This is a genomic window from Methylobacterium sp. J-076 (assembly GCF_022829405.1).
Classification (GTDB): domain Bacteria; phylum Pseudomonadota; class Alphaproteobacteria; order Rhizobiales; family Beijerinckiaceae; genus Methylobacterium.
The window spans coordinates 100,566-118,513 of sequence record NZ_JAKSXW010000078.1 but is presented as its reverse complement, the minus strand read 5'-3'; the positions used below and the strand labels follow the sequence as shown (position 1 = coordinate 118,513).

Below are 17,948 nucleotides of genomic sequence, written 5' to 3'. Positions count from 1 at the left end.
ACCCCGCCGCCGGGGCCGGGCGCCCTCAGGCGGCCGAGGCGACGGCCGGCGAGATCCGCTTGCGGGCCTTGTTGTCCCCGGTGCTGTTCAGGAAGGCCTGGGCCTCCTCCTTGCGCTCGAAGACGTGGGGGGCGACGCCGCGCCGGGTGAGCGCCTCTTCCATCTTGAGGCGCAGGAAGGCGCTCGTGGCGTAGCGGGTCGTGGTCGCGTAGTAGTTCGCCTGGAGATACTGGACCATCCCGGCATAGTCATCGACGAGGTTCTCGTTCAGCCGGAAGCCGTCGTGGTTGATCACCGCGTTGACCCGCTGGCCCGCCTTCCGGCACGCCTCCACGATGGTCATGCGCAGCTCGTCCATGTCGCCCTTCACCCGGCAGTACCAGCCTTCGAGGTTGATGAAGAGGATGTTGCGCTCGCCGTCGTAGCTGACCCGCGCCTTGAGATCGAGGTTGAGCAGATCGGAGATCAACTCCATCGGCTCCTCCCGGAAGATCCGGGGATCCATCGGCACCGGGTTGCGCACCACCGGGGCGAAATCCATGTGGGCGAGGATGTCGCGCTCGATGTCGATGCCCGGCGCCACCTCGACCAGCTCCAGCCCCTCCGGCGTGAGCTGGAAGACGCAGCGTTCGGTGACGTACAGGACCGGCTGCGAGCGCTGCACCGCGTAGGGCCCCGAGAAGGTGTTCTGCTGGACCTGGGTGACGAACTTGCGCGCCCTGCCCTCGCTGAGGATCCGCACCTGGCCCTCCTGCACGGCGATCTCCAGGCCCCCCGCCGTGAAGGTGCCGGCGAAGACCACGGTGCGGGCGTTCTGCGAGATGTTGATGAAGCCGCCGCAGCCGTTGAGCTTGCCGCCGAACTTCGACGTGTTGACGTTGCCGGCCTCGTCGCACTCGGCCATGCCGAGGCAGGTCATGTCCAGGCCGCCGCCGTCGTAGAAGTCGAACATTTGGTTCTGGTCGATGATGCAGTCGGCGTTGGTGGCCGCGCCGAAGCTCGATCCGGAGGCCAGCACGCCGCCCACCGCCCCCGCCTCGGTGGTGAGGGTGATGTAGGGGGTGATCTTCTCCTCGTTGGCCACCGACGAGATGCCCTCCGGGGCCCCGACCCCGAGGTTGACCACGCCGTTGGGCGGCAGCTCGAAGGCGGCCCGCCGGGCGATGATCTTGCGCTCGTTGAGGGGCATCCGCTTGATGCCGGTCACCGGCACGCGGATCTCGCCGGCCAGCGCCGCGTCGTGCACCACGCCGTAGTTCATGCGGTGCATCTCGGGCTCGGCGACCACCACGCAGTCCACCAGGATGCCCGGCACCCGCACGTCCTTCGGCAGCAGGTAGCCGTCGTCCACGATGCGCTCGACCTGCGCGATGACGATGCCGCCGTTGTTGCGCGCCGCCATCGCCTGGGCGAGGCAATCCAGCGTCAGCGCCTCCTTCTCGTAGGAGAGGTTGCCGGACGGGTCCGCCGAGGTGGCGCGGATGAAGGCCACGTCGATCTTGGTGGCGGTGTAGAACAGCCATTCCTGGCCATCGACCTCCACCAGCTTGACGATGTCCTCCGTGGTCAGGTCGTTGACCTTGGCGCCGCCGTGCCGCGGATCGACGTAGGTCTGGAGGCCGACCTTCGAGAACAGGCCGGGCTGCCCGGCGGCACAGGCGCGGTAGAGCTGCGAGATCACACCCTGGGGCAGGTTGTAGCCGCGGATCAGGTTGTCCTGCGCGGCCTTGGCGACCTTCGGCATCCGCCCGAAGTTGGCGGCGATGACCCGCGCGAGCAGCCCCGGATGGTGCAGGCGCCCGGTCCCCAGACCTTTGCTGTCGCCCGCGCCCGCGGTCATGATCAGGGTCAGGCCCCGCGGCGAGCCGGTCTCCACGTAGCGCTTCTCCAGGGCGGCGTGGAGCGCCTCCGGGATGCAACTCTGGACGAAACCCGTCGTGGTCAGCACGTCGTTGGCGCGGACAAGGGCGATCGCCTCGTCCGCGGAGATGACCTTGTTCTTCTTCATGAAGCTCGCGATCCTCCCTGAAACCCGGACGCCCGGCACCTCGAAGGATCCGGCCGCGAGATCGACTGCATTTCAAATGCAGTTCTTTTTGCAGCGCAACGATTTGTGCGGCACCGCACGAAATCATTGGCCTAATGCAAGACATTACTCCAAAACTGGACCGGTGCGCTGCTTAAAAACTCTTCGAGACCCCGTCAGAAAAATTGCACCGGCGGGCGGCGGCCGCGGGGCCGGGCGGCGCGGCCCTCAGGCGGGGAGGATGTGGAGCAGGCCGCCCAGCACGCCGAGCAGACCGACCCCCATCACCGCCACAGCGATGTAGGACTGCATCCGCGTCTCGCGGCCCGTCCCCGCCGGGCCGGCGGCATCGGTGGGCTCCCGGCCCATCAGGCCGCCGCCCGTGCGTCGGCGCCCGGCACGGGCTGGCCCCGGCCGGCGCACCAGCCGGCGGCGGCGAGTTCGCGCCGCAGGTCGTCGCACTGGGCGTCGATCAGGTCGGGCAGGATGTCGGCGTGGTCCGCATCGAGGGCGGCGAGGAGCCGGATGCCGGAGGCGGCGGGTTCGAACGCCACCAGGACCTCGCGCTCGGCGAACGGGTCCTGGGGATCGAGACAATAGTGCGTGAACATGGGACGGGGCTGCAGGCCGGGCGCGCCGGCGAGGGGGGTGGCCTAGGCCGGCGGCATGACGGCCGGATGACCGGCCCCGAGGCCGCGTCCAAGATCCCCGGCCGTGACCCCGCTCATGGATCCGGCCCATGAGCACCATGCATGCGCCCAGTCATGACCCCGGCGGGGGCGGTCCTTCCGTCCGGGCCCTCCGTCGTCCACCGGTCACGAAGCTGTGCCCTTGCTGGCCGGGTCGTCCATCGTCAGAGTCCGTGGTGTGTCCCCCGCCCGCACCATCGTCCGCGGTACCGTTGCGATCGGCCTGATGCTGCAGGCGAGCCTCGTCTCGGCCGATCCCGCGGCGCAGGACCCGGAGACGGCCGCGCGGGTCGCGGCCGAGGGCGTCGCCATCGGCTCGAATGCCGGCGCGGGCGGCGACCCGCAGACCTCGGTGGCGCAGCCCGTGTTCTCGGCCGGGCGCGCCGCGGAGGTGACGACCTCGTTCCAGCCGCTGCTCGGCCCCGCGGGCGATCCCGGCGGGTATCGCGCGTTCCTCCAGAGCCGGGGGATCACCTTCGGGCTGATCGGGGTGGCGGAGACCTACCGGAGCCTGCGGGGGGGCCTGCGCCGGGGCGAGACCGGCCTGACGCTGCTCGACCTCGACGTCGATGTCGACCTCGACACCTTCGCCGGGTGGAGCGGGGCCACGGCCCACGCCACCGTCTACCAGATCCAGGGCAGCGGGACCTCCCGCTCCCGCGTCGGCAACCTGCTGACGGTGAGCGAGATCGAGGCCCTGCCCGCCTCGCGCCTCTCGGAGCTGTGGCTGGAGCAGAGCCTGTTCGACGAGCGGCTGTTCCTGCGCGTCGGGCAGCTCTCCGCCGACACCGAGTACATGGTGAGCCAGACCGGCATCCTGTTCACCAACGGCACCTTCGGGTGGCCGGGGATCTTCGCCGCGAACATGACCGATGGCGGGCCGGCCTACCCCCTCTCGGCCCCCACCCTGCGGGTGAAATACGTGCCGACCCCGGAGCTCTCGTTCCAGGCCAGCCTGATCGACGGCACCCCCGGCGGCGGCAACCCGCGCTCGGGGATCGACCCGCAGCGGCGCAACCCGAACGGCACCCGCTTCCCCCTCTCCGACCCGCCGCTGGCCATCGCCGAGGCCAGCTACGCCTACAACACGGCGCCCGGCGCGCCGGGCCAGCCGGGCACCGTGACCCTCGGCGGCTGGCGCCGGTTCGGCCGGGTGGATGCCCTCACCCCCGACCCGGTCAGCGGCCTCGGCCGCCGGGTCTCGGGCGATTCCAGCGTCTACGGCGTGATCGACCAGACGGTCTATCAGGAGCCGGACGACCCGAACGACGGCGCCAGCGTGTTCCTGCGGGCCTCCGCGTCTCCGGGGGACCGCAACCTCGTGGACCTCTACCTCGACGGCGGCATCGCCTATCGCGGGCTGCTGCCCGGCCGCTCCGACGACACCCTCGGCCTCGCGGTGGCCGTCGCCCGGATCGCCCCCGCCGCCCGGCGCCTCGACGCCATCGCCGCCGCGCAGGGCACCGGCCCCGCCCCCCGCCGCAGCGCCGAGACGGTGCTGGAGGCGACCTACCAGGCGGTGCTCGCCCCCGGGATCGCCGTGCAGCCGACCGTGCAATACGTGATCCATCCCGGCGGCGGGATCGCCAACCCCCGCGACCCGGAGGGCAAGCGGGTGCGCGACGCCACCGTGCTCGGCCTGCGCGCCATCACCCGCTACTGAGGGCGGAGGGGCCTCAATCCCGCGGCGGGCGGATGCCGAGGCCGCGGATCAGCCCGAAGGCGACGAGGGCGGAGAGGCAGGCGATGGCCATGGCCCCGTAGGAGCCGCCATCCACCTCGGTGAGCGGCAGGCTCTTGGTGTTCATGCCGAACAGGCCGGTGACCAGGGTCGGCGGGAGGAACAGGGCGGTCATCACCGACAGGGTGTAGAGCTGCCGGTTGGAAGCCTGGGCGAGGTAGGAGGACAGCTCCTCCTGCATCAGGCGGCTGCGGTCGGCCAGCATCACCATGTCCCGGTCCAGGGCGTCGAGCCGCTGGGCGATCCGCGCGGCGGCGATGGCCGCCTCGGCCGGGATCTCCTCCTCCTCCCCGGCCGTCTCCAGCCGGTGGAACACGGCGCGCAGGCCGAGCAGCTGCCGGTGCAGGCGGACGGCATCCCGCCGGATCGGCCCGAGGCGCCGCCGCTCGTCGCGCACCCGCTCGTCGAGGATATGGTCCTCGATCTCGTCGAGTTCGTCGGCGAGCCGCCCGCCGGTCTCGACCATCGCGGTCACGACGCGGTCCACGATGACTTCGAGCAGGTGGACCGGGGCGAGGATGCCCCGCCCGCTCGCCGCCGCATCGCGGGCGAGGTCCGGCCCGAGGACGGGGTGCCGCCGCCCGCTGACGAGGAGGTGGGGCCCGATCACGAAGTGCAGGCGCCCGCCCGCATCGACCCGGGCGTCCCCACCGGTCTCCCGGACGAGGTCCGCCACCACACCGCCGATATGCCCCGCCTCGACCGTCAGGCGCTGGTGCGGGTCGCTGGCGAAGGCCGCCGCGGTCAGGTCCGGCGGGCCGAGGCGCCCCTCGGCGATCAGAGCCGGCAGGCGCGCATCGTTGAGGTTGAAGTGCAGCCACGTGAAGCCCTCGCCGAAGCGGCCCGGATGGGGCAGCGGCTCGTCGTGGGCGACGGGGTGGCCGCGACCGCTCTCATCGAACCGCATGGCCCAGAGCAGGCCCGGGAGGGCCGGCTCGTCGCACAGGAGGCGGGCCGCGGCGGCGGAGGTCGCGACCACGGGGCTAGAAGACGTGGCGCAGGATGAAGAACAGCGTGCCGGCGATCAGGATGGCGGCCGGCAGGGTCGTCACCCAGGCGAGCGCCATGTTGCGGACCGTGGCGATCTGCAGGCCCGAACCGTTGGCCGCCATCGTGCCGGCGACGCCGGAGGACAGGATGTGCGTGGTCGAGACCGGCAAGCCGTAGAGCTCGGCGAGCCCGATCGTGCCGGCGGCGACGATCTCCGCCGAGGCGCCCTGGGCGTAGGTGAGGTGGGTCTTGCCGATCCGCTCGCCCACGGTGACGACGATGCGCTTCCACCCGACCATGGTGCCGAGGCCGAGCGCCAGGGCGACGCAGACCTTCACCCAGTCGGGGATGTAGCGGGTGCCGGCGTTGAGCAGGTCGGTATAGCCCTTGAGGGTCCTGGTCTCCGCCTCGGAGAAGGTTGCTCCGGATTTCGGCAGAAGCCGGATCGCGTCGGCGGCGAGGTACATGTCGTTGCGGACGTTGGAGGTCGCCGCCGCCGGGACCTGCCGGATCGAGCCGTAGCCCTGCACCGCGTGGGCGATGTCGTTGGAGAGGGCGGCCAGGGCGCCGTAGACCGCCGGCCTGTCGAGGTCCTTGGCCTTGAGGGCGTCGCTGACGACCTTGCGGGCCTCGGCCGGGGCGGGCTTGGCGGCGTCGGCCGCCCGCGCCCCGAACACGCCGCTGGCGGCCTGGGAGGTCTGCACGAAGGCCGGGGTGGCATCCGCGGTCATGGTGCGGTTGAGGGCGTAGGCGGTGGGGGCGGCGCCGATCAGGATCAGCATGATCAGGCCCATCCCCTTCTGCCCGTCGTTGCCGCCGTGGAAGAAGGAGACCAGGGTGCAGGTCAGGATCAGCAGGCTGCGGATCCACAGGGGCGGGGGCGCGTCGCCCTTGGGGGCCTCGTAGAGGTCCTTGCGGCGGATGGTGAACTTCAGGGCGAGCAGCAGCAGCGCCGCCAGGACGAACCCGCACAGAGGGCTGAAGGCCAGCGCCTTGAACACGCCCATGGCCTGGTTCCAGTCGACGCCCGAGGTGCCGTCCTGCCCGCCCATGAACTGGTTGGCGAGGCCGACGCCCAGCACCGAGCCGATCAGCGCGTGCGAGGAGGAGTTCGGCAGGCCGAGCGCCCAGGTGCCGAGGTTCCAGATGATCGCCGCCAGGAGCAGCGAGAAGATCATCGCGTAGCCCGCCCCGGAGCCGACCTGCAGGATCAGCTCCACCGGCAACAGGGTCACGATGGCGTAGGCCACCGCCCCCGACGAGAGCATCACCCCGAGGAAGTTGAAGGCGCCCGACCAGATCACCGCCACCAGCGGCGGCATCGAATGGGTGTAGATCACGGTGGCCACCGCGTTGGCGGTGTCGTGGAAGCCGTTCACGAACTCGAAGGCGAGGGCGATCAGCAGGGCGAGGCCCAGCAGCGCGAAGGCGCCGTAGGCCAGGGGCGCCTCGCCGACCGCGTTCATGTCCGTGATCAGGCTGACGACCGCGTAGGCGAGCCCGGCGACGAGAACCAGCAGGAAGGCGATCGTCCCGCCCGGGTGCATGCCCCGGTCGAGCTTCGGTTTGCCGCGGGATGCGGGGTCGATCGGACCGGTGGGGGCCAGGACAGCGTCGGACATGGGCACCTCGCACGGATTCGGCCGGTTAACGGCGGGCGTAGATCGGCTCCATGACGCTCCGGTGACGGACGGGGCCTTCCCGGCGCCCTCCCGCAACCTTTCGCGACCGGGCGGCATAGGACCGTCCTCCACCGCCGGGATCCCGCGCATGTCCATGGACCCGAACCCCCATCCGGTGACCCGGCGCGCGATCGGCGCCGCCCTCGGCGCCGCGGGCCTCCTGGCCGCGGGCCCCGGCCGCGCCCTCGACGCCGCCGGGCCGGCGGCAGGGGCGCGGCCGGTGCGGATCGCGATGCTGCTCTACCCCGGCATGACGGCCCTCGACGTGGTCGGCCCGCAGGCCCTCCTGGCGGGCCTCGCCCCCGGCAGCCTCCACCTCGTCGCCGGAACGGCCGGGCCGGTGCCGAGCGATACGGGGATCAGCCTGCTGGCCACGACCGGCTTCGCCGACTGCCCCCGGGACCTCGACGTCCTGTTCGTGCCCGGCGGCGACGGCACCCCGGCACAGATGCGCGACACCGCCACCCTGGAGTTCCTGCGCGACCGCGCGGGCCGGGCGCGCTGGGTGACGAGCGTCTGCACCGGATCGCTGATCCTCGGCGCCGCCGGGCTGCTGACGGGATACCGGGCCACCAGCCACTGGTGTGTGCGCGAGACCGTGCTGCCGTTGCTCGGGGCGATCCCGGTCGATGAGCGGGTGGTGTTCGACCGCAACCGCGTCACGGCGGCGGGCATCTCGGCCGGGCTCGATTTCGCCCTCGCCCTGGCCGCCCGCCTGCGGGGCGACGCCTACGCCCGAACGGCGCAGCTGGTGGCGGAATACGCCCCGGCGCCCCCTTTCCAGGCGGGCACCCCGGCCGCCGCGGGCCCGGCGGTCACGCGCGAGGCGATGGCGATCCTGGCCGACCTCGCCGCGGGGGCGCGGGCGGCGGCGGAGGCCGCCCGCCCGCGGTGATGTCCCGTCGCAGGCGCTGGCGGGCCGGGCGGGGCGGCCTACATGGGAGGTTGTCCCACGCGGTCCGCGCCGCGCCCCGTCCGGGAGCCCCGCCATGCCCTCACCCGCCGCCGGCACCCTCCGCCGCCGCCAGGCCCTGATGCTCTTCGGTGCCGCCATGGCCGGCGGGATCGGCCGCGCCGGGGCCGGCGAGACCGGGGCCGGAGCCTTCGCCTTCGACAAGCCGGAGGGCGGTCGCCTCGCCCTGGCGGACCTCGCCGGCAAGCCGATCCTCGTGGTCAACACCGCCACCGCCTGCGGTTACGCCGGGCAGTTCGTCGGACTCGAGGGCCTCTGGACCCGGTTCGGAAGCCGGGGCCTGACGGTGATCGCGGTCCCCTCGCCGGATTTCGGCAACCAGGAACCCCTGGACGGCGTCGCCATCGCCGAGGCCGCCCGGCGCAATTTCGGCGTCACCTTCCCCGTCGTCTCGAAGGTGCACGTAAAGGGGCCCGCCGCCCATCCGTTCTACCGCTGGGCCGCCGCCGAGAAGCCCGGCGCGACCCCGGGCTGGAACTTCCACAAGTACCTCGTCGCCCGCGACGGCAGCCTCCTCGGGGCCTATCCCCATACGATGGAGCCCACCGACCCGCGCATCATCACGGCGATCGCCGGCCAGCTCCCCGCCGCCTGAGGTCGGGGCGGACACCCGGATTCGTCCCGGGACCGCAGGATCGCGGGGGCCTCGTCCGTCCGGGCCCGCTCCCGCGAAACCGCCTTGGCGTCCGGGGCACGGCGGGGTTCCGCCTCGGCGGAGGCCGTCGGGAATCGCGCGGCGGGTGGGGTCCTTCCTCCGCGGCCTCGGGCGCAGCGTCTCGACATCGGCGGGAACGGCGCTAGCTTCGGCGGCGTGAGGCCACGCCCTCCCTCCCCGCGCGGAAGCCGAAGTCCGGGACGGCCCGGCCCTTGAAAGAAAGGGCCGTCATGGCTTGGATCTCCCTCATCGTCGCCGGTCTCCTCGAAGTCGTCTGGGCCTCCGCGATGAAGCAGTCGCACGGCTTCACGCGCCTCTGGCCCACCGTGATCATGGCCGTGGCGATGCTCGGCAGCTTCGGCCTGCTCGCCTTCGCCATGCGCAGCCTGCCGCTCGGCACCGCCTACATGATCTGGACGGGGATCGGTGCCGTGGGCGCGTTCCTCGTCGGCATCCTGGTGCTCGGCGAGGAGGCCAGCGCCGTCCGCCTCCTCGCCGCGGGGCTGATCCTCTCGGGCCTCGTGACGATGAAGCTCGCGAGCTCCCCGTAGGCCGCGCCCCCTACCCCGCCACCGCGGCCTTCGGCGCCGCGGCGCGGCGCACGGTGCCCCGGTGCCCCGGTGCCCGCCGGGCCGCGGCGGTGAACAGGGCGGAGAGGGCCAGCATCGCCCCGTCGACGGCGAGGAAGGGCGGTGCCGGCGAGAGTGCCGCGTCCGCCACGGCGACCGCGGCGAACAGCCCGGCCGCCGCCGTCAGGGCGGCGACCCAGGCCCGGCGATGCGGGCGCAGGATCGCCACCAGCAGGACGGCCAGCCAAGCCGCGAAGAACACGCGGACCTCCCATTCCGCGCGCTCCGGCAAGGCCACGGGCAGGAGGCGGTTGGCGAGGAGGTAGGCCGCCCCCGCGCCGGGCAGGCCGGCGATCGTCGCGACGTTGAGCACCCGCACGATCCGCAGGCCGACGGGGGCCGCGGCCCCGGATGCCGGCAGGCGCGCCACGGTCCACAGGACGAGGCCGGTGGCGACCATGGCGCTCCCCGCGAGGCCGCAGAGGAAGAACAGCGCCCGCAGGGCCGGCCCGGCGAAATGCGCCTCGTGCAGGCCGACCATGGTCGTGAAGGTCTTCGCCGCCGGCTCCAGCCCGCCCGCGCGCACCTCCAGCACGGCCCCGCTCGGGCCGTCGAAGGCGACCTGGGGGTGCTCGTGGGAGAGGCCGTGCGGCTCCCCGAACACCGCGACCACGGTGGCGTGCGCGTCCCGGGGGTTGACGACGGTGAGCCGTTCCAGGGGCCGGTCGATCAGCGTCGCCGCCTGACTGACCATGGGCCCGACCGGCGCGAGCGTTCCGGGCCGGCCCGCGGGCGGGCGCGGGGCGGTGATCTGGCCGCCCTCGGCGAAGTAGCGCTGGCTGTCGCCGCGGTAGGCGGCGTTCAGCCCCCAGGGCATGTACATCAGCATCAGCGTGACCAGCCCGGTATAGGTGATCATCAGGTGGAACGGCAGGGCGAGCACGCCCGCGAGGTTGTGGGCATCGAGCCAGCCGCGCTGGTCGGCCCGGCGCCGGAAGGTGAAGAAGTCCACGAAGATCCGCCGGTGCGTGACCACGCCCGAGATCAGCGCCACCAGCATCACCATCGCGCAGAAGCCGACGATCCAGCGCCCCCAGAGCGGGGCCATGCTCAATTCGAAGTGGAAACGGTAGAAGAAGTCCCCGCCCCGGGTCGCCCGCACCGCGGCCGGCGCCCCGCTGTCCGGATCGAGGAGGACATGGCCGGGCGGGTGGCCGGGTCCGGTGCGCCAGAACAGCTCCAGCACCGGCATCTCCGGCCGCGGCAGGGTGATGAACCACGTCCGCGCCCCGCCGGCCCGCTCCTGCAGGTAAGCCACCCCGCGCCCGGCGGCATCGGCCAGCTCCGCGGGGCCGAAGGTCCGGGCCGGGGGCAGTTCGGGCCGCGCCCATCGCGAGATCTCGGCCCGGTAATAGCTCGCCGTGCCCGTCGCGAAGACGGCGAACAGCACCCAGCCGACGACGAGCCCCGCCCAGGCGTGGAGCCACGCCATGGACCGGCGGAACCCCCTGCGCACGGGCGCGCTCACCAGCGGTATCGCAGGGTGGCCAGGACCGTCCGGGGCAGGCCGTAGTAGCAGCCCGAGTAGCTGTAGCAGCTCGTCACGTAGGTTTCGTCGAGGAGGTTCTGGGCGTTCACCTGGAGCTGGAACCCCTCCAGCTTCGGATCGAGGTACCGCAGGTCGTAGGAGAGCACCGCGTCGAGCAGCACGCTCGAGGGCACCTTGAAGGTGTTGGCCGGGTCGCCCCAGGACGGGCCGAGGTAGCGCACGCCGCCGCCGATCCCGAGGCCCCGGAGCGCCCCGTCGGTGAAGCGGTAATCGGCGAAGACCGAGGCGGTGGAATCGGGCACCAGCACCGGCCGGCGGCCGACCAGGGGCACGGACCGCCCGGTGAGGTCGTTGGTGGTGGTGGTGATGTCGCGGGTGGTGCGGATGTCGAGGAGCGAGAAGCCGCCGACGAGGCTCAGCCGCTCGGTGATGCTGGCCCTCGCCTCGAACTCCACCCCCTGCACCCCGACCTCGCCGGTCTGGAGCACGAAGCCGTTATGGGCCGGATCCGGGTTGGTGGCGTTGGAGCGCCGGATGTCGAAGGCCGCCGCGGTCAGCAGGATGTCGGTGCCGGGGGGCTGATACTTGATGCCGGCTTCGTACTGGTTGCTGGAGACGGGGTCGGGCACGCGCCCCACCGTGCCGAAGGCCGTGTCGAAGATGCGGCCGGAGGTGATCGGCTCGAACGCCTCGCTGTAGGACACGTACGGGGCGATGCCGCTGTCGAACAGGTAGAGCAGGCTCGCCCGGCCGGTGAAGGCGTCCGCCGGCACGTTCTGGGTGGCGACGGCGTTGGTGATGAGGTTGCGGGTCGGGCCGGATTGCCGGGCGACGTCGTAGCGGCCGCCGAGCGTCAGCACGAGGCGGTCCACCTTGATCTGGTCCTGGAAGTAGACGCCGGTCTGCTCGGCGGTGACGCGCGAATCCGTGGTGAAGGCCGGGACGGCGATGGTCATCGCGTAGTTCGGCGCCAGCGCGTTCAGGCTCGGCGCGTTCGGAAACGGCGTCCCGAGGGTGCGGGTCTCGAAGGTCCGGTGATCGACCCCGACCAGGGCGGTGTGGGCGAGGGGGCCGGTGTCGAAATTCGCCACGGCGTTGTTGTCCATGGTCCAGGCGTCGATGCCCACCTGGGTCGCGATGACCGCGCGCGGGATCAGCGGGCCGGAGGCGAAGGGGCCGTTGGCCGGGTTGAAGGCGCTGTAGACGCTGCGGTAATCGCCGTCCGAATGGAGGTAGCGCCCCGCCGAGTGGAGGCGGATGTTCTCGTTGATCCGGTGGTCGAACAGGTAGCCGATCGAGCCCTGGGTCCGGTCGGAGCGCTCGATGCCCTTGTCGCCGTCGTAGAAGTCCACCGGCAGGCGTCCGACGATGCCGTTGCCGAAGTTGCGCGGGAACACAGTGCCCACCGCCGGGAAGCCGCCGTAGAAGCCGGAGAACGGATCGCGCTGGTAGTTGGCGATGACCGTGAGCGACGTGTCGGTGGAGGGCCGCCATGTGAGGCTCGGGCTGATGAGGGCGCGCTCGACCTTCGTCGTCACCGCCGGCCCGTCGGCGTTCCAGCCGGAGGCGATCACCCGGTAGGCGAACTGGTCCGCGAGGCCGGGGATGTCCGACGGGATCGGCCCGCCGACATCGACGCCGCCGCGCACGGTGTTGAAATCGCCCCCCTGGACGAAGATCTCCCCGTGCCGGACGAATTGCGGGACCTTCGAGACGAGGTTGACGATGCCGCCGGGCCCCGATTGGCCGTAGAGCACCGAGGCCGGCCCCTTGATGATGTCGATCCGCTCCAGCCGGTAGGGATCGACCGTCGGCGAGGCATCGCGGCTTCCCGGAAGGGACAGGCCGTCGAGGAACAGCGGTGCGGTGAATCCGCGGATGTAGAACTGCTCCAGGCGCGTCGCCCCGGCGCCGCCGCGCTGCTCGGTGGTGACGCTCGGCGTGTAGCGCAGGGCCTGGTTGATCGTCAGCGCGTTCTGGTCCTCGATCTGCTTGCGGCCGACCACCGAGACCGATTGGGCCGTCTCCAGGATGGGCGTGTCGGTCTTGGTCGCCACCACGCTGCGGCTGGCGACGTAGCCGGGCACCGGACCGACCGGGCCGCCGCGGCCGTACAGGTCGCTGTTCAGGCTGCGCCCGCCCGCCACCCCCATCACGCTGAGTTCGGAGAGTTCGACCTCCATGGCGGGCGCGGGCTGCGCATTCGCCACCTTGGGAACGCCGACCGACCAGGTCAACGATAGAATTATTCCAGATATAGAGGCATTCCAGGCGCGCCCCGCGCTGCCACGGACTAAGACACGTCGATGATGTGCCATGAAGATCACCTCGGGCGCGACTCGATGCGGACAAGATCGAGCGATGAGCCCCATTATCACGCGTCCGTGATAGGTCCGTGGCAATTAAGCCACGGATGCACAGGGATCTACTTTAGATGTATTTCAAGTCGAAAGACGTGCCCGGCCGAACGGCGCGGGGCGCACGAGGTCAGCGGCGCCGGGTGAGGCGGGCGAGGCCGATCCCCGCCAGAGCCGCGGCGGCGAACATGGTGAGCATCGCCCATCCGACGTTCTGGGGGCCGACGACCCGGTCGTTGATCACCCCGACGAGGGCCGGCCCCGCCCCGAAGGCGACCAGGGTCACCCCCGCGATGAAGAGGGCGCTCGCCCGGCCGCGCATGCCCCGGGGCGTCAGGAGCTGAAGCCCCGCCAGCGCCGGCGGGCTGGTGAAGCCAAGGGCCGCGACGAGGAGGGCGAAGCCCCCGAGGGACGCCGTCAAGTCGCCCGCCAGCACCATCGCGGCCGTGCAGGGGGGCGCCAGGGCGAGGCCGATCGCGAGGCCGCGCGGGGCGGCCCCGCGGGGCCTGCGTGCCCGCTCCCGGTCGAGCCAGCGTCCGCCCGCCACATGCCCGAGCGGCGCCGCGACCAGGACGGCCAGCCCCAGGCACAGGCCGCTCCCGGCGGGGGTGAGGCCGTGGACGCGCACGTAGAAGGCGGGTGCCCAGGCGGTCAGGGTCTGGCCGATGAGCACGGCGGCGGAGGCCGCGCCGAAATGCGGGAGGTAGGCGGCCCGGTGGCGCACCATCCAGGCGAGGGCCGGCGGCCTCCGCCGCGCGGGCGCCGCGGGCGGCTCGACGATCCAGCCGAGGCCGACCAGCAGGGCGATGTTCGGCAGGCTGGCCAGCACGAACAGCGCCTGCCACGGGCGGAGCGGGCCGAGGCCCGGCAGGGCGATGGCGGCCGAGGCGGTCAGCCACGCCAGGACCGCGCCGCCCGCGAGGAGGGCGAGGCTGCGGCCGAGGCTCGCCCCGGCGGTGAGCAGCGACACGGCACGGCCGAGATCGCCCCGCGGCAGCCGGTGGGCCATCAGCGACAGGGCGGCGGGGGCGACCGCCGCCTGGCCCAGCCCGAGGAGCGCCCGGGCGCCGACCAGCAGGGCGAAGGAGCCCGACAGGCCGCAGGCCAGGGTGGCGATGCCCCAGACGACGACGCTGACCTGCAGCAGCAGCCGGCGATGCCCGCGGTCCGCGATCGCCCCCGCCCAGGGCATCGCCGCGGCGTTGAGGACGGCGAAGGCCGAGCCCTGGAGGATGCCGAGCTGCGCGTCCGACAGGGCGAGGTCGAGCTTCAGGGGCTGCGCCACCAGGGTGATCAGGAAGCGATCGCTGAACGCGAGGAGCTGCGTCGCGGCCAGGAGGCACACCAGGGGCCAGCCCATCAGGCCGCGGGCGGCGGCCTCACGCCCTGTCGGGGTCATCAGTACAGCTCGCTGGTCCAGCGCGCGAACACGGCCTCGGCCGACCCCTCCACCGTGTGGTCCTGGCGGTTCGCCCGGATGGAGGCGCGGTAGCGGCCGGGCGGCGCCCCGAAGGCGTCGCGGAACACTTGGCTGCAATGCCGCTCGTCGGCGAAGCCGCAGGCGATGGCGAGGTCGGAGACCGTCCGCCCCTCGCCGACCCGGCGCAGGGCGGCGCGCAACTGCTCCAGGCGCCGCCGCTGGATGTAGCGCATGAGCCCGCCATCGTCGGCGAACGCGCGGTACAGGCTGCTCCGCGAGGCGCCGATCCCCTTCGCCACCGCCTCCGCGTCGAGGTGCCTGTCGCAGAGATGGGCGTCGACATAGGCCTCCGCGCGGGTGCGGCGCAGGGGCAGCGCGGCCTCCGCCGAGAGGAGGCGCGCCATCGGCGCGGCGAGCGCGACGTTCAACCCGATGCCGAGCAGTTCCGCCGCGGTGGAGGCCGCGCGCTCCATCGCGGCGGCCGGCAACCCGTCCGCCCGGCGCACGAGGGAGGTGACGAAGTCGGCGAGCAGGCCGCCGGCGGCCTCGGGAAGGATCGCGCCATGGGCCGTGTGGAGGCTGCCGACCGCCACCTCGACCACCTCGCGGGCGAGCTGCACGGTGAGGATCCTGGCGCGCTCGGCCCGCGTCCAGTGCGGCCGGACCGTGTCGACGACCATGATCTCGCCGGGCCGCAGCCGGTGCCCCGTCCCGGGCGAGCCCCCCGTGAAGTCGCCGCTCAGCAGGAGGTGCAGCGCGAAGTGGTCGAACCCGTCGTGCCTGACCCGCCGCGCCCCCCGGCTGTGGGCGAGGCCGCCGATGTCCCGCTCGTAGAGGATCATCCGCTGGAACCGGCGGATCCGCACGCGGGCATGGAACGGGCCCTCGGTGCGGTCGACATCGGCGCCGATGCTGTAGAGCTGGCGGTACCGCTCGAACCCGTCTCCCTCGGGGCCCTGGGCGGTGAAGGCGAGCGTCTGGATGCTCATCCCTGCAGGAGACGAAGGCCCGCGGCATCGTCCCACCGGAAGCGCCGCGCGGCCGTTCGCACACTGACTTGGAGCCGGGATGACAGGGGCCGGGATGACATGAAGGCGGCGGTCCTCGGGCGCACCGCTCCGGCGAGGCGCCCCGGAGGAACTGGGTGGGCGGGGGCCGCTGGCAAGATGACAAGAAGTAGCGCCCCCCGCGCGCGGCGCCTTTCTAGCGACTTCCAGGCTCGCGGCGCCTGAACCGGCGTCGAGCACGGCGCGGCGCGATGCAGCGCGCACCGGCCGGGGGGCTGAAAGCCGCCGCCTCAGCTTCTATAATGCCGATGACCGATCAGGAATCTGGGACATCCATGACCGAGGGGGATGCGACGGCCGGCGAAGGGGCGTGGACGCTCGACAACTTCAGCGCCACGATTCACCGGGGCGGGGTCGGCCTGTGGGCCTGGGCTCCGGAGCGCCGCCTCGCCCGGCTCGATTCGCTCTGCCGGGAGTTCTGGGGCACGGACGAAGCCGTCGTGGGCATCGACGACCTGTTCAGCCGCGTGAACGGCGAGGACCGGGACGCCATGATCGGCGACTGGATGGCCAGCGCGACGGACCCGCATGCCTACAGCTTCGACTTCCGCATCGGCGAGGGGGCGGGGACGCGGTGGATCTCGGCGCGCGGCGTCGGCGGGGATGCCGGCCGGGTCGGGGAATGGCTGCACGCCATCTTCCTCGACGTCACCGAGCGCAAGCGGGCGGAGGAGGCCGAGAAGCTCCTGACCGCCGAGCTGGCGCACCGGGTCTCGAACATGTTCACCGTCGCACGGGCGCTCACCGCCATCGTCGCCAGGGAGGCGACCTCCGCCCCGAACTTCGCCGAGGACCTGTCCCGGCGGTTCTCGGTCCTGCATGAGGCGACCACCCTGGCCACCCGGTCCCGGCGGCACGATCAGAGCAGCGTTCCCCTCCAGCACCTCGCCGAGCGCATCCTGGCGCCGTACCGCGACGGCGCCGACGTCCACGTCGCCATCACGGAGGAGGCGGTCGTGGCCCCCGGCAAGGTCAACGACTACGCGATGATCTTCCACGAGCTGGCGACCAACTCGGCCAAGTACGGCGCCCTGTCGGGCGGCGGCACCCTCACCCTCCGCGGCGGGATGGCGGGCCCCGTCCTGACGCTGACCTGGGACGAGACCTCCGCCCACCAGGCCCCGCCGAAGGCCGACGGCACCGGCTTCGGCTCGCGCCTGCTCCGCCAGACCATCGAGCGGAGCCTCGGCGGCCGATTCGAGCGGGTCATTGACGGCGAGGGCCTGCACTTCGAGATGACCGTGCCGGGCGACCACCCGTAGGCGGTAAACGGCCGCCGCCCTCGTCCCGCACCCCCGCGATGGGTCGACCCTGGCCGCCGGGCCCCCGCCCCCCGGCGGTGATGCCCCGGGGCGTGCGCCGGTGCCGGCCTCCCGGGGCAGGGGCCGTGATCGCGGGGTTCTGTCGCACGGCCGAAGGGAGGCGGCCCGCGTTGCCGGGGGCCAATCGAGGAGACAGGCATGGCCAACAAGGCTGACGTGACGACCTACACCGTGAAGCAGGCCATGGCCGCCAAGGTCGGCGATCATATCGAGATCGCCGTCGAAGCCGAGGACGGCACCACGTTCAAGCTCAAGGGCACCGCCGATCAGCTGGACGCCCTCGTCGGGGATCTCGAAGTGATCCTCGACGGAGACGACGCGGACGCCACCGAGTAGGCGGACCGACCCGATGGGGCCGGTCCATGCCGGCCCGGCCCGGCCCGCCTCCCCCCTCGTCGGGAGGCGGGCCCACCCTTTGGGGGGGCCGAAGCGGCCTACAGGTCGGTCTTCAGGCGATAGATGTCGAAGACCGTGTTCTTGAAGCGGAACCACCGCCGTCCCGTCGCGCAATCGAAGCCGTTGACACTGCAGGACTTGGCGATGCGGCGGACCAAGCGGTTGGCCAAGGTCACACTGTCGATATCGTAGGCCACCAGCTCCGGCGGGCGCACCGTGTCGCCCTTGCGTTCCCTGATGAAGATCGAATGCGGCATGGTCATCACCGATCTGACGTGAGCGCCCCACCAACCTGCAACTTGTGAGCGAGTTCGCTTCCGTTCGCTGCGAGGTTAATGAATACAAATTCGCGCCGCCTCTGGAAACGAAGAGGACCGTGCCTTACTCCGCAGACCAGCGGACCCGTGTTTCCACATTCGCCACCGTCACGCCGTATTGCGGCGCATCATCGGCCACCGAACGGGGCATTCCCATTCCGATCGACGGGCGGATTGACATGTCGATGCGGTCGC

Annotated in this window: 16 protein-coding genes; 6 read left to right on the top strand and 10 right to left on the bottom strand. The window is 72.2% G+C overall.

The window, feature by feature from the left end; genetic code table 11:
- Positions 1-25: 25 nt before the first annotated feature.
- From MKK53_RS07010 to MKK53_RS07000, 3 genes are all read right to left on the bottom strand, one after another.
- A complete protein-coding gene (locus MKK53_RS07010; RefSeq protein WP_243927970.1) occupies positions 26-2,008 on the bottom strand; it encodes an acyl CoA:acetate/3-ketoacid CoA transferase in 1,983 nt (660 codons plus the stop codon).
- Between the two features lie 246 nt (positions 2,009-2,254).
- Positions 2,255-2,395 (bottom strand): hypothetical protein, encoded by a 141-nt coding sequence (locus tag MKK53_RS07005; RefSeq protein ID WP_243927969.1) that lies wholly within the window; start codon positions 2,393-2,395, stop codon positions 2,255-2,257.
- Complete coding sequence (locus tag MKK53_RS07000) at positions 2,395-2,637, bottom strand: hypothetical protein (protein ID WP_243927968.1); 243 nt, start codon at positions 2,635-2,637, stop codon at positions 2,395-2,397. The genes MKK53_RS07005 and MKK53_RS07000 overlap by 1 nt, the downstream gene beginning before the upstream one ends.
- A 304-nt stretch (positions 2,638-2,941) precedes the next feature.
- Here MKK53_RS07000 and MKK53_RS06995 point away from each other — a divergent pair, with 304 nt between their 5' ends.
- Positions 2,942-4,378: a carbohydrate porin gene (locus MKK53_RS06995; protein ID WP_279598875.1), complete on the top strand. Its 1,437-nt coding sequence runs from the start codon at positions 2,942-2,944 to the stop codon at positions 4,376-4,378.
- A 13-nt stretch (positions 4,379-4,391) separates the two neighbouring features.
- Here the strand turns inward: MKK53_RS06995 and MKK53_RS06990 are convergent, their stop codons facing one another.
- Positions 4,392-5,435, bottom strand: a complete 1,044-nt coding sequence (locus tag MKK53_RS06990) for a CorA family divalent cation transporter (RefSeq protein ID WP_243927966.1) — start codon at positions 5,433-5,435, stop codon at positions 4,392-4,394.
- 4 nt (positions 5,436-5,439) lie between these two features.
- Entirely contained in the window at positions 5,440-7,068 is a 1,629-nt protein-coding gene (locus MKK53_RS06985) for an inorganic phosphate transporter (protein WP_243927965.1), read from the bottom strand.
- A 148-nt stretch (positions 7,069-7,216) separates the two neighbouring features.
- Between MKK53_RS06985 and MKK53_RS06980 the strand changes: the two genes are divergently transcribed.
- The 3 genes from MKK53_RS06980 (at position 7,217) to sugE (ending at position 9,307) form a co-directional block, all read left to right on the top strand.
- Complete coding sequence (locus tag MKK53_RS06980; RefSeq protein WP_409564286.1) at positions 7,217-8,023, top strand: DJ-1/PfpI family protein; 807 nt, start codon at positions 7,217-7,219, stop codon at positions 8,021-8,023.
- Between the two features lie 94 nt (positions 8,024-8,117).
- Positions 8,118-8,696, top strand: a complete 579-nt coding sequence (locus tag MKK53_RS06975; RefSeq protein WP_409564285.1) for a glutathione peroxidase — start codon at positions 8,118-8,120, stop codon at positions 8,694-8,696.
- Positions 8,697-8,986: 290 nt separating this feature from the next.
- A complete protein-coding gene (sugE, locus tag MKK53_RS06970; RefSeq protein WP_243927964.1) occupies positions 8,987-9,307 on the top strand; it encodes a quaternary ammonium compound efflux SMR transporter SugE in 321 nt (106 codons plus the stop codon).
- Positions 9,308-9,317: 10 nt separating this feature from the next.
- Here sugE and MKK53_RS06965 read toward each other — a convergent pair whose 3' ends face one another.
- The 4 genes from MKK53_RS06965 to MKK53_RS06950 all read right to left on the bottom strand — a co-directional run bounded on the left by MKK53_RS06965 (position 9,318) and on the right by MKK53_RS06950 (position 15,640).
- A complete protein-coding gene (locus MKK53_RS06965; RefSeq protein ID WP_279598873.1) occupies positions 9,318-10,817 on the bottom strand; it encodes a PepSY-associated TM helix domain-containing protein in 1,500 nt (499 codons plus the stop codon).
- 32 nt (positions 10,818-10,849) lie between these two features.
- The gene (locus MKK53_RS06960; protein WP_409564284.1) at positions 10,850-13,192 is read right to left on the bottom strand and encodes a TonB-dependent siderophore receptor; all 2,343 of its coding nucleotides are present in this window, start codon (positions 13,190-13,192) and stop codon (positions 10,850-10,852) included.
- A 169-nt stretch (positions 13,193-13,361) separates the two neighbouring features.
- Positions 13,362-14,630: an MFS transporter gene (locus MKK53_RS06955; RefSeq protein WP_243927963.1), complete on the bottom strand. Its 1,269-nt coding sequence runs from the start codon at positions 14,628-14,630 to the stop codon at positions 13,362-13,364.
- The gene (locus tag MKK53_RS06950) at positions 14,630-15,640 is read right to left on the bottom strand and encodes a helix-turn-helix domain-containing protein (RefSeq protein ID WP_243927962.1); all 1,011 of its coding nucleotides are present in this window, start codon (positions 15,638-15,640) and stop codon (positions 14,630-14,632) included. The genes MKK53_RS06955 and MKK53_RS06950 overlap by 1 nt, the downstream gene beginning before the upstream one ends.
- A 353-nt stretch (positions 15,641-15,993) precedes the next feature.
- Between MKK53_RS06950 and MKK53_RS06945 the strand changes: the two genes are divergently transcribed.
- Complete coding sequence (locus tag MKK53_RS06945) at positions 15,994-16,980, top strand: sensor histidine kinase (RefSeq protein WP_243927961.1); 987 nt, start codon at positions 15,994-15,996, stop codon at positions 16,978-16,980.
- A gap of 198 nt (positions 16,981-17,178) precedes the next feature.
- Positions 17,179-17,376 carry a hypothetical protein gene (locus MKK53_RS06940; RefSeq protein ID WP_243927960.1) on the top strand — a complete coding sequence of 66 codons (198 nt, stop codon included), beginning with the start codon at positions 17,179-17,181 and terminating at the stop codon, positions 17,374-17,376.
- 98 nt (positions 17,377-17,474) lie between these two features.
- On the opposite strand, the gene MKK53_RS06935 is transcribed toward MKK53_RS06940, so the two are convergent.
- Positions 17,475-17,699, bottom strand: coding sequence for a hypothetical protein (locus MKK53_RS06935; RefSeq protein WP_243927959.1), 225 nt, complete (start codon positions 17,697-17,699; stop codon positions 17,475-17,477).
- Between the last annotated feature and the right edge of the window lie 249 nt (positions 17,700-17,948).

Coding starts and splice junctions, on each gene's coding strand:
- MKK53_RS07010 (WP_243927970.1), bottom strand. CDS start 2,008: ATGAAGAAGAACAAGGTCATCTCCGCGGACGAGGCGATCGCCCTTGTC.
- MKK53_RS07005 (WP_243927969.1), bottom strand. CDS start 2,395: ATGGGCCGGGAGCCCACCGATGCCGCCGGCCCGGCGGGGACGGGCCGC.
- MKK53_RS07000 (WP_243927968.1), bottom strand. CDS start 2,637: ATGTTCACGCACTATTGTCTCGATCCCCAGGACCCGTTCGCCGAGCGC.
- MKK53_RS06995 (WP_279598875.1), top strand. CDS start 2,942: ATGCTGCAGGCGAGCCTCGTCTCGGCCGATCCCGCGGCGCAGGACCCG.
- MKK53_RS06985 (WP_243927965.1), bottom strand. CDS start 7,068: ATGTCCGACGCTGTCCTGGCCCCCACCGGTCCGATCGACCCCGCATCC.
- MKK53_RS06980 (WP_409564286.1), top strand. CDS start 7,217: ATGTCCATGGACCCGAACCCCCATCCGGTGACCCGGCGCGCGATCGGC.
- MKK53_RS06975 (WP_409564285.1), top strand. CDS start 8,118: ATGCCCTCACCCGCCGCCGGCACCCTCCGCCGCCGCCAGGCCCTGATG.
- sugE (WP_243927964.1), top strand. CDS start 8,987: ATGGCTTGGATCTCCCTCATCGTCGCCGGTCTCCTCGAAGTCGTCTGG.
- MKK53_RS06965 (WP_279598873.1), bottom strand. CDS start 10,817: ATGGCGTGGCTCCACGCCTGGGCGGGGCTCGTCGTCGGCTGGGTGCTG.
- MKK53_RS06960 (WP_409564284.1), bottom strand. CDS start 13,192: ATGGCACATCATCGACGTGTCTTAGTCCGTGGCAGCGCGGGGCGCGCC.
- MKK53_RS06955 (WP_243927963.1), bottom strand. CDS start 14,630: ATGACCCCGACAGGGCGTGAGGCCGCCGCCCGCGGCCTGATGGGCTGG.
- MKK53_RS06950 (WP_243927962.1), bottom strand. CDS start 15,640: ATGAGCATCCAGACGCTCGCCTTCACCGCCCAGGGCCCCGAGGGAGAC.
- MKK53_RS06945 (WP_243927961.1), top strand. CDS start 15,994: ATGACCGAGGGGGATGCGACGGCCGGCGAAGGGGCGTGGACGCTCGAC.
- MKK53_RS06940 (WP_243927960.1), top strand. CDS start 17,179: ATGGCCAACAAGGCTGACGTGACGACCTACACCGTGAAGCAGGCCATG.
- MKK53_RS06935 (WP_243927959.1), bottom strand. CDS start 17,699: ATGACCATGCCGCATTCGATCTTCATCAGGGAACGCAAGGGCGACACG.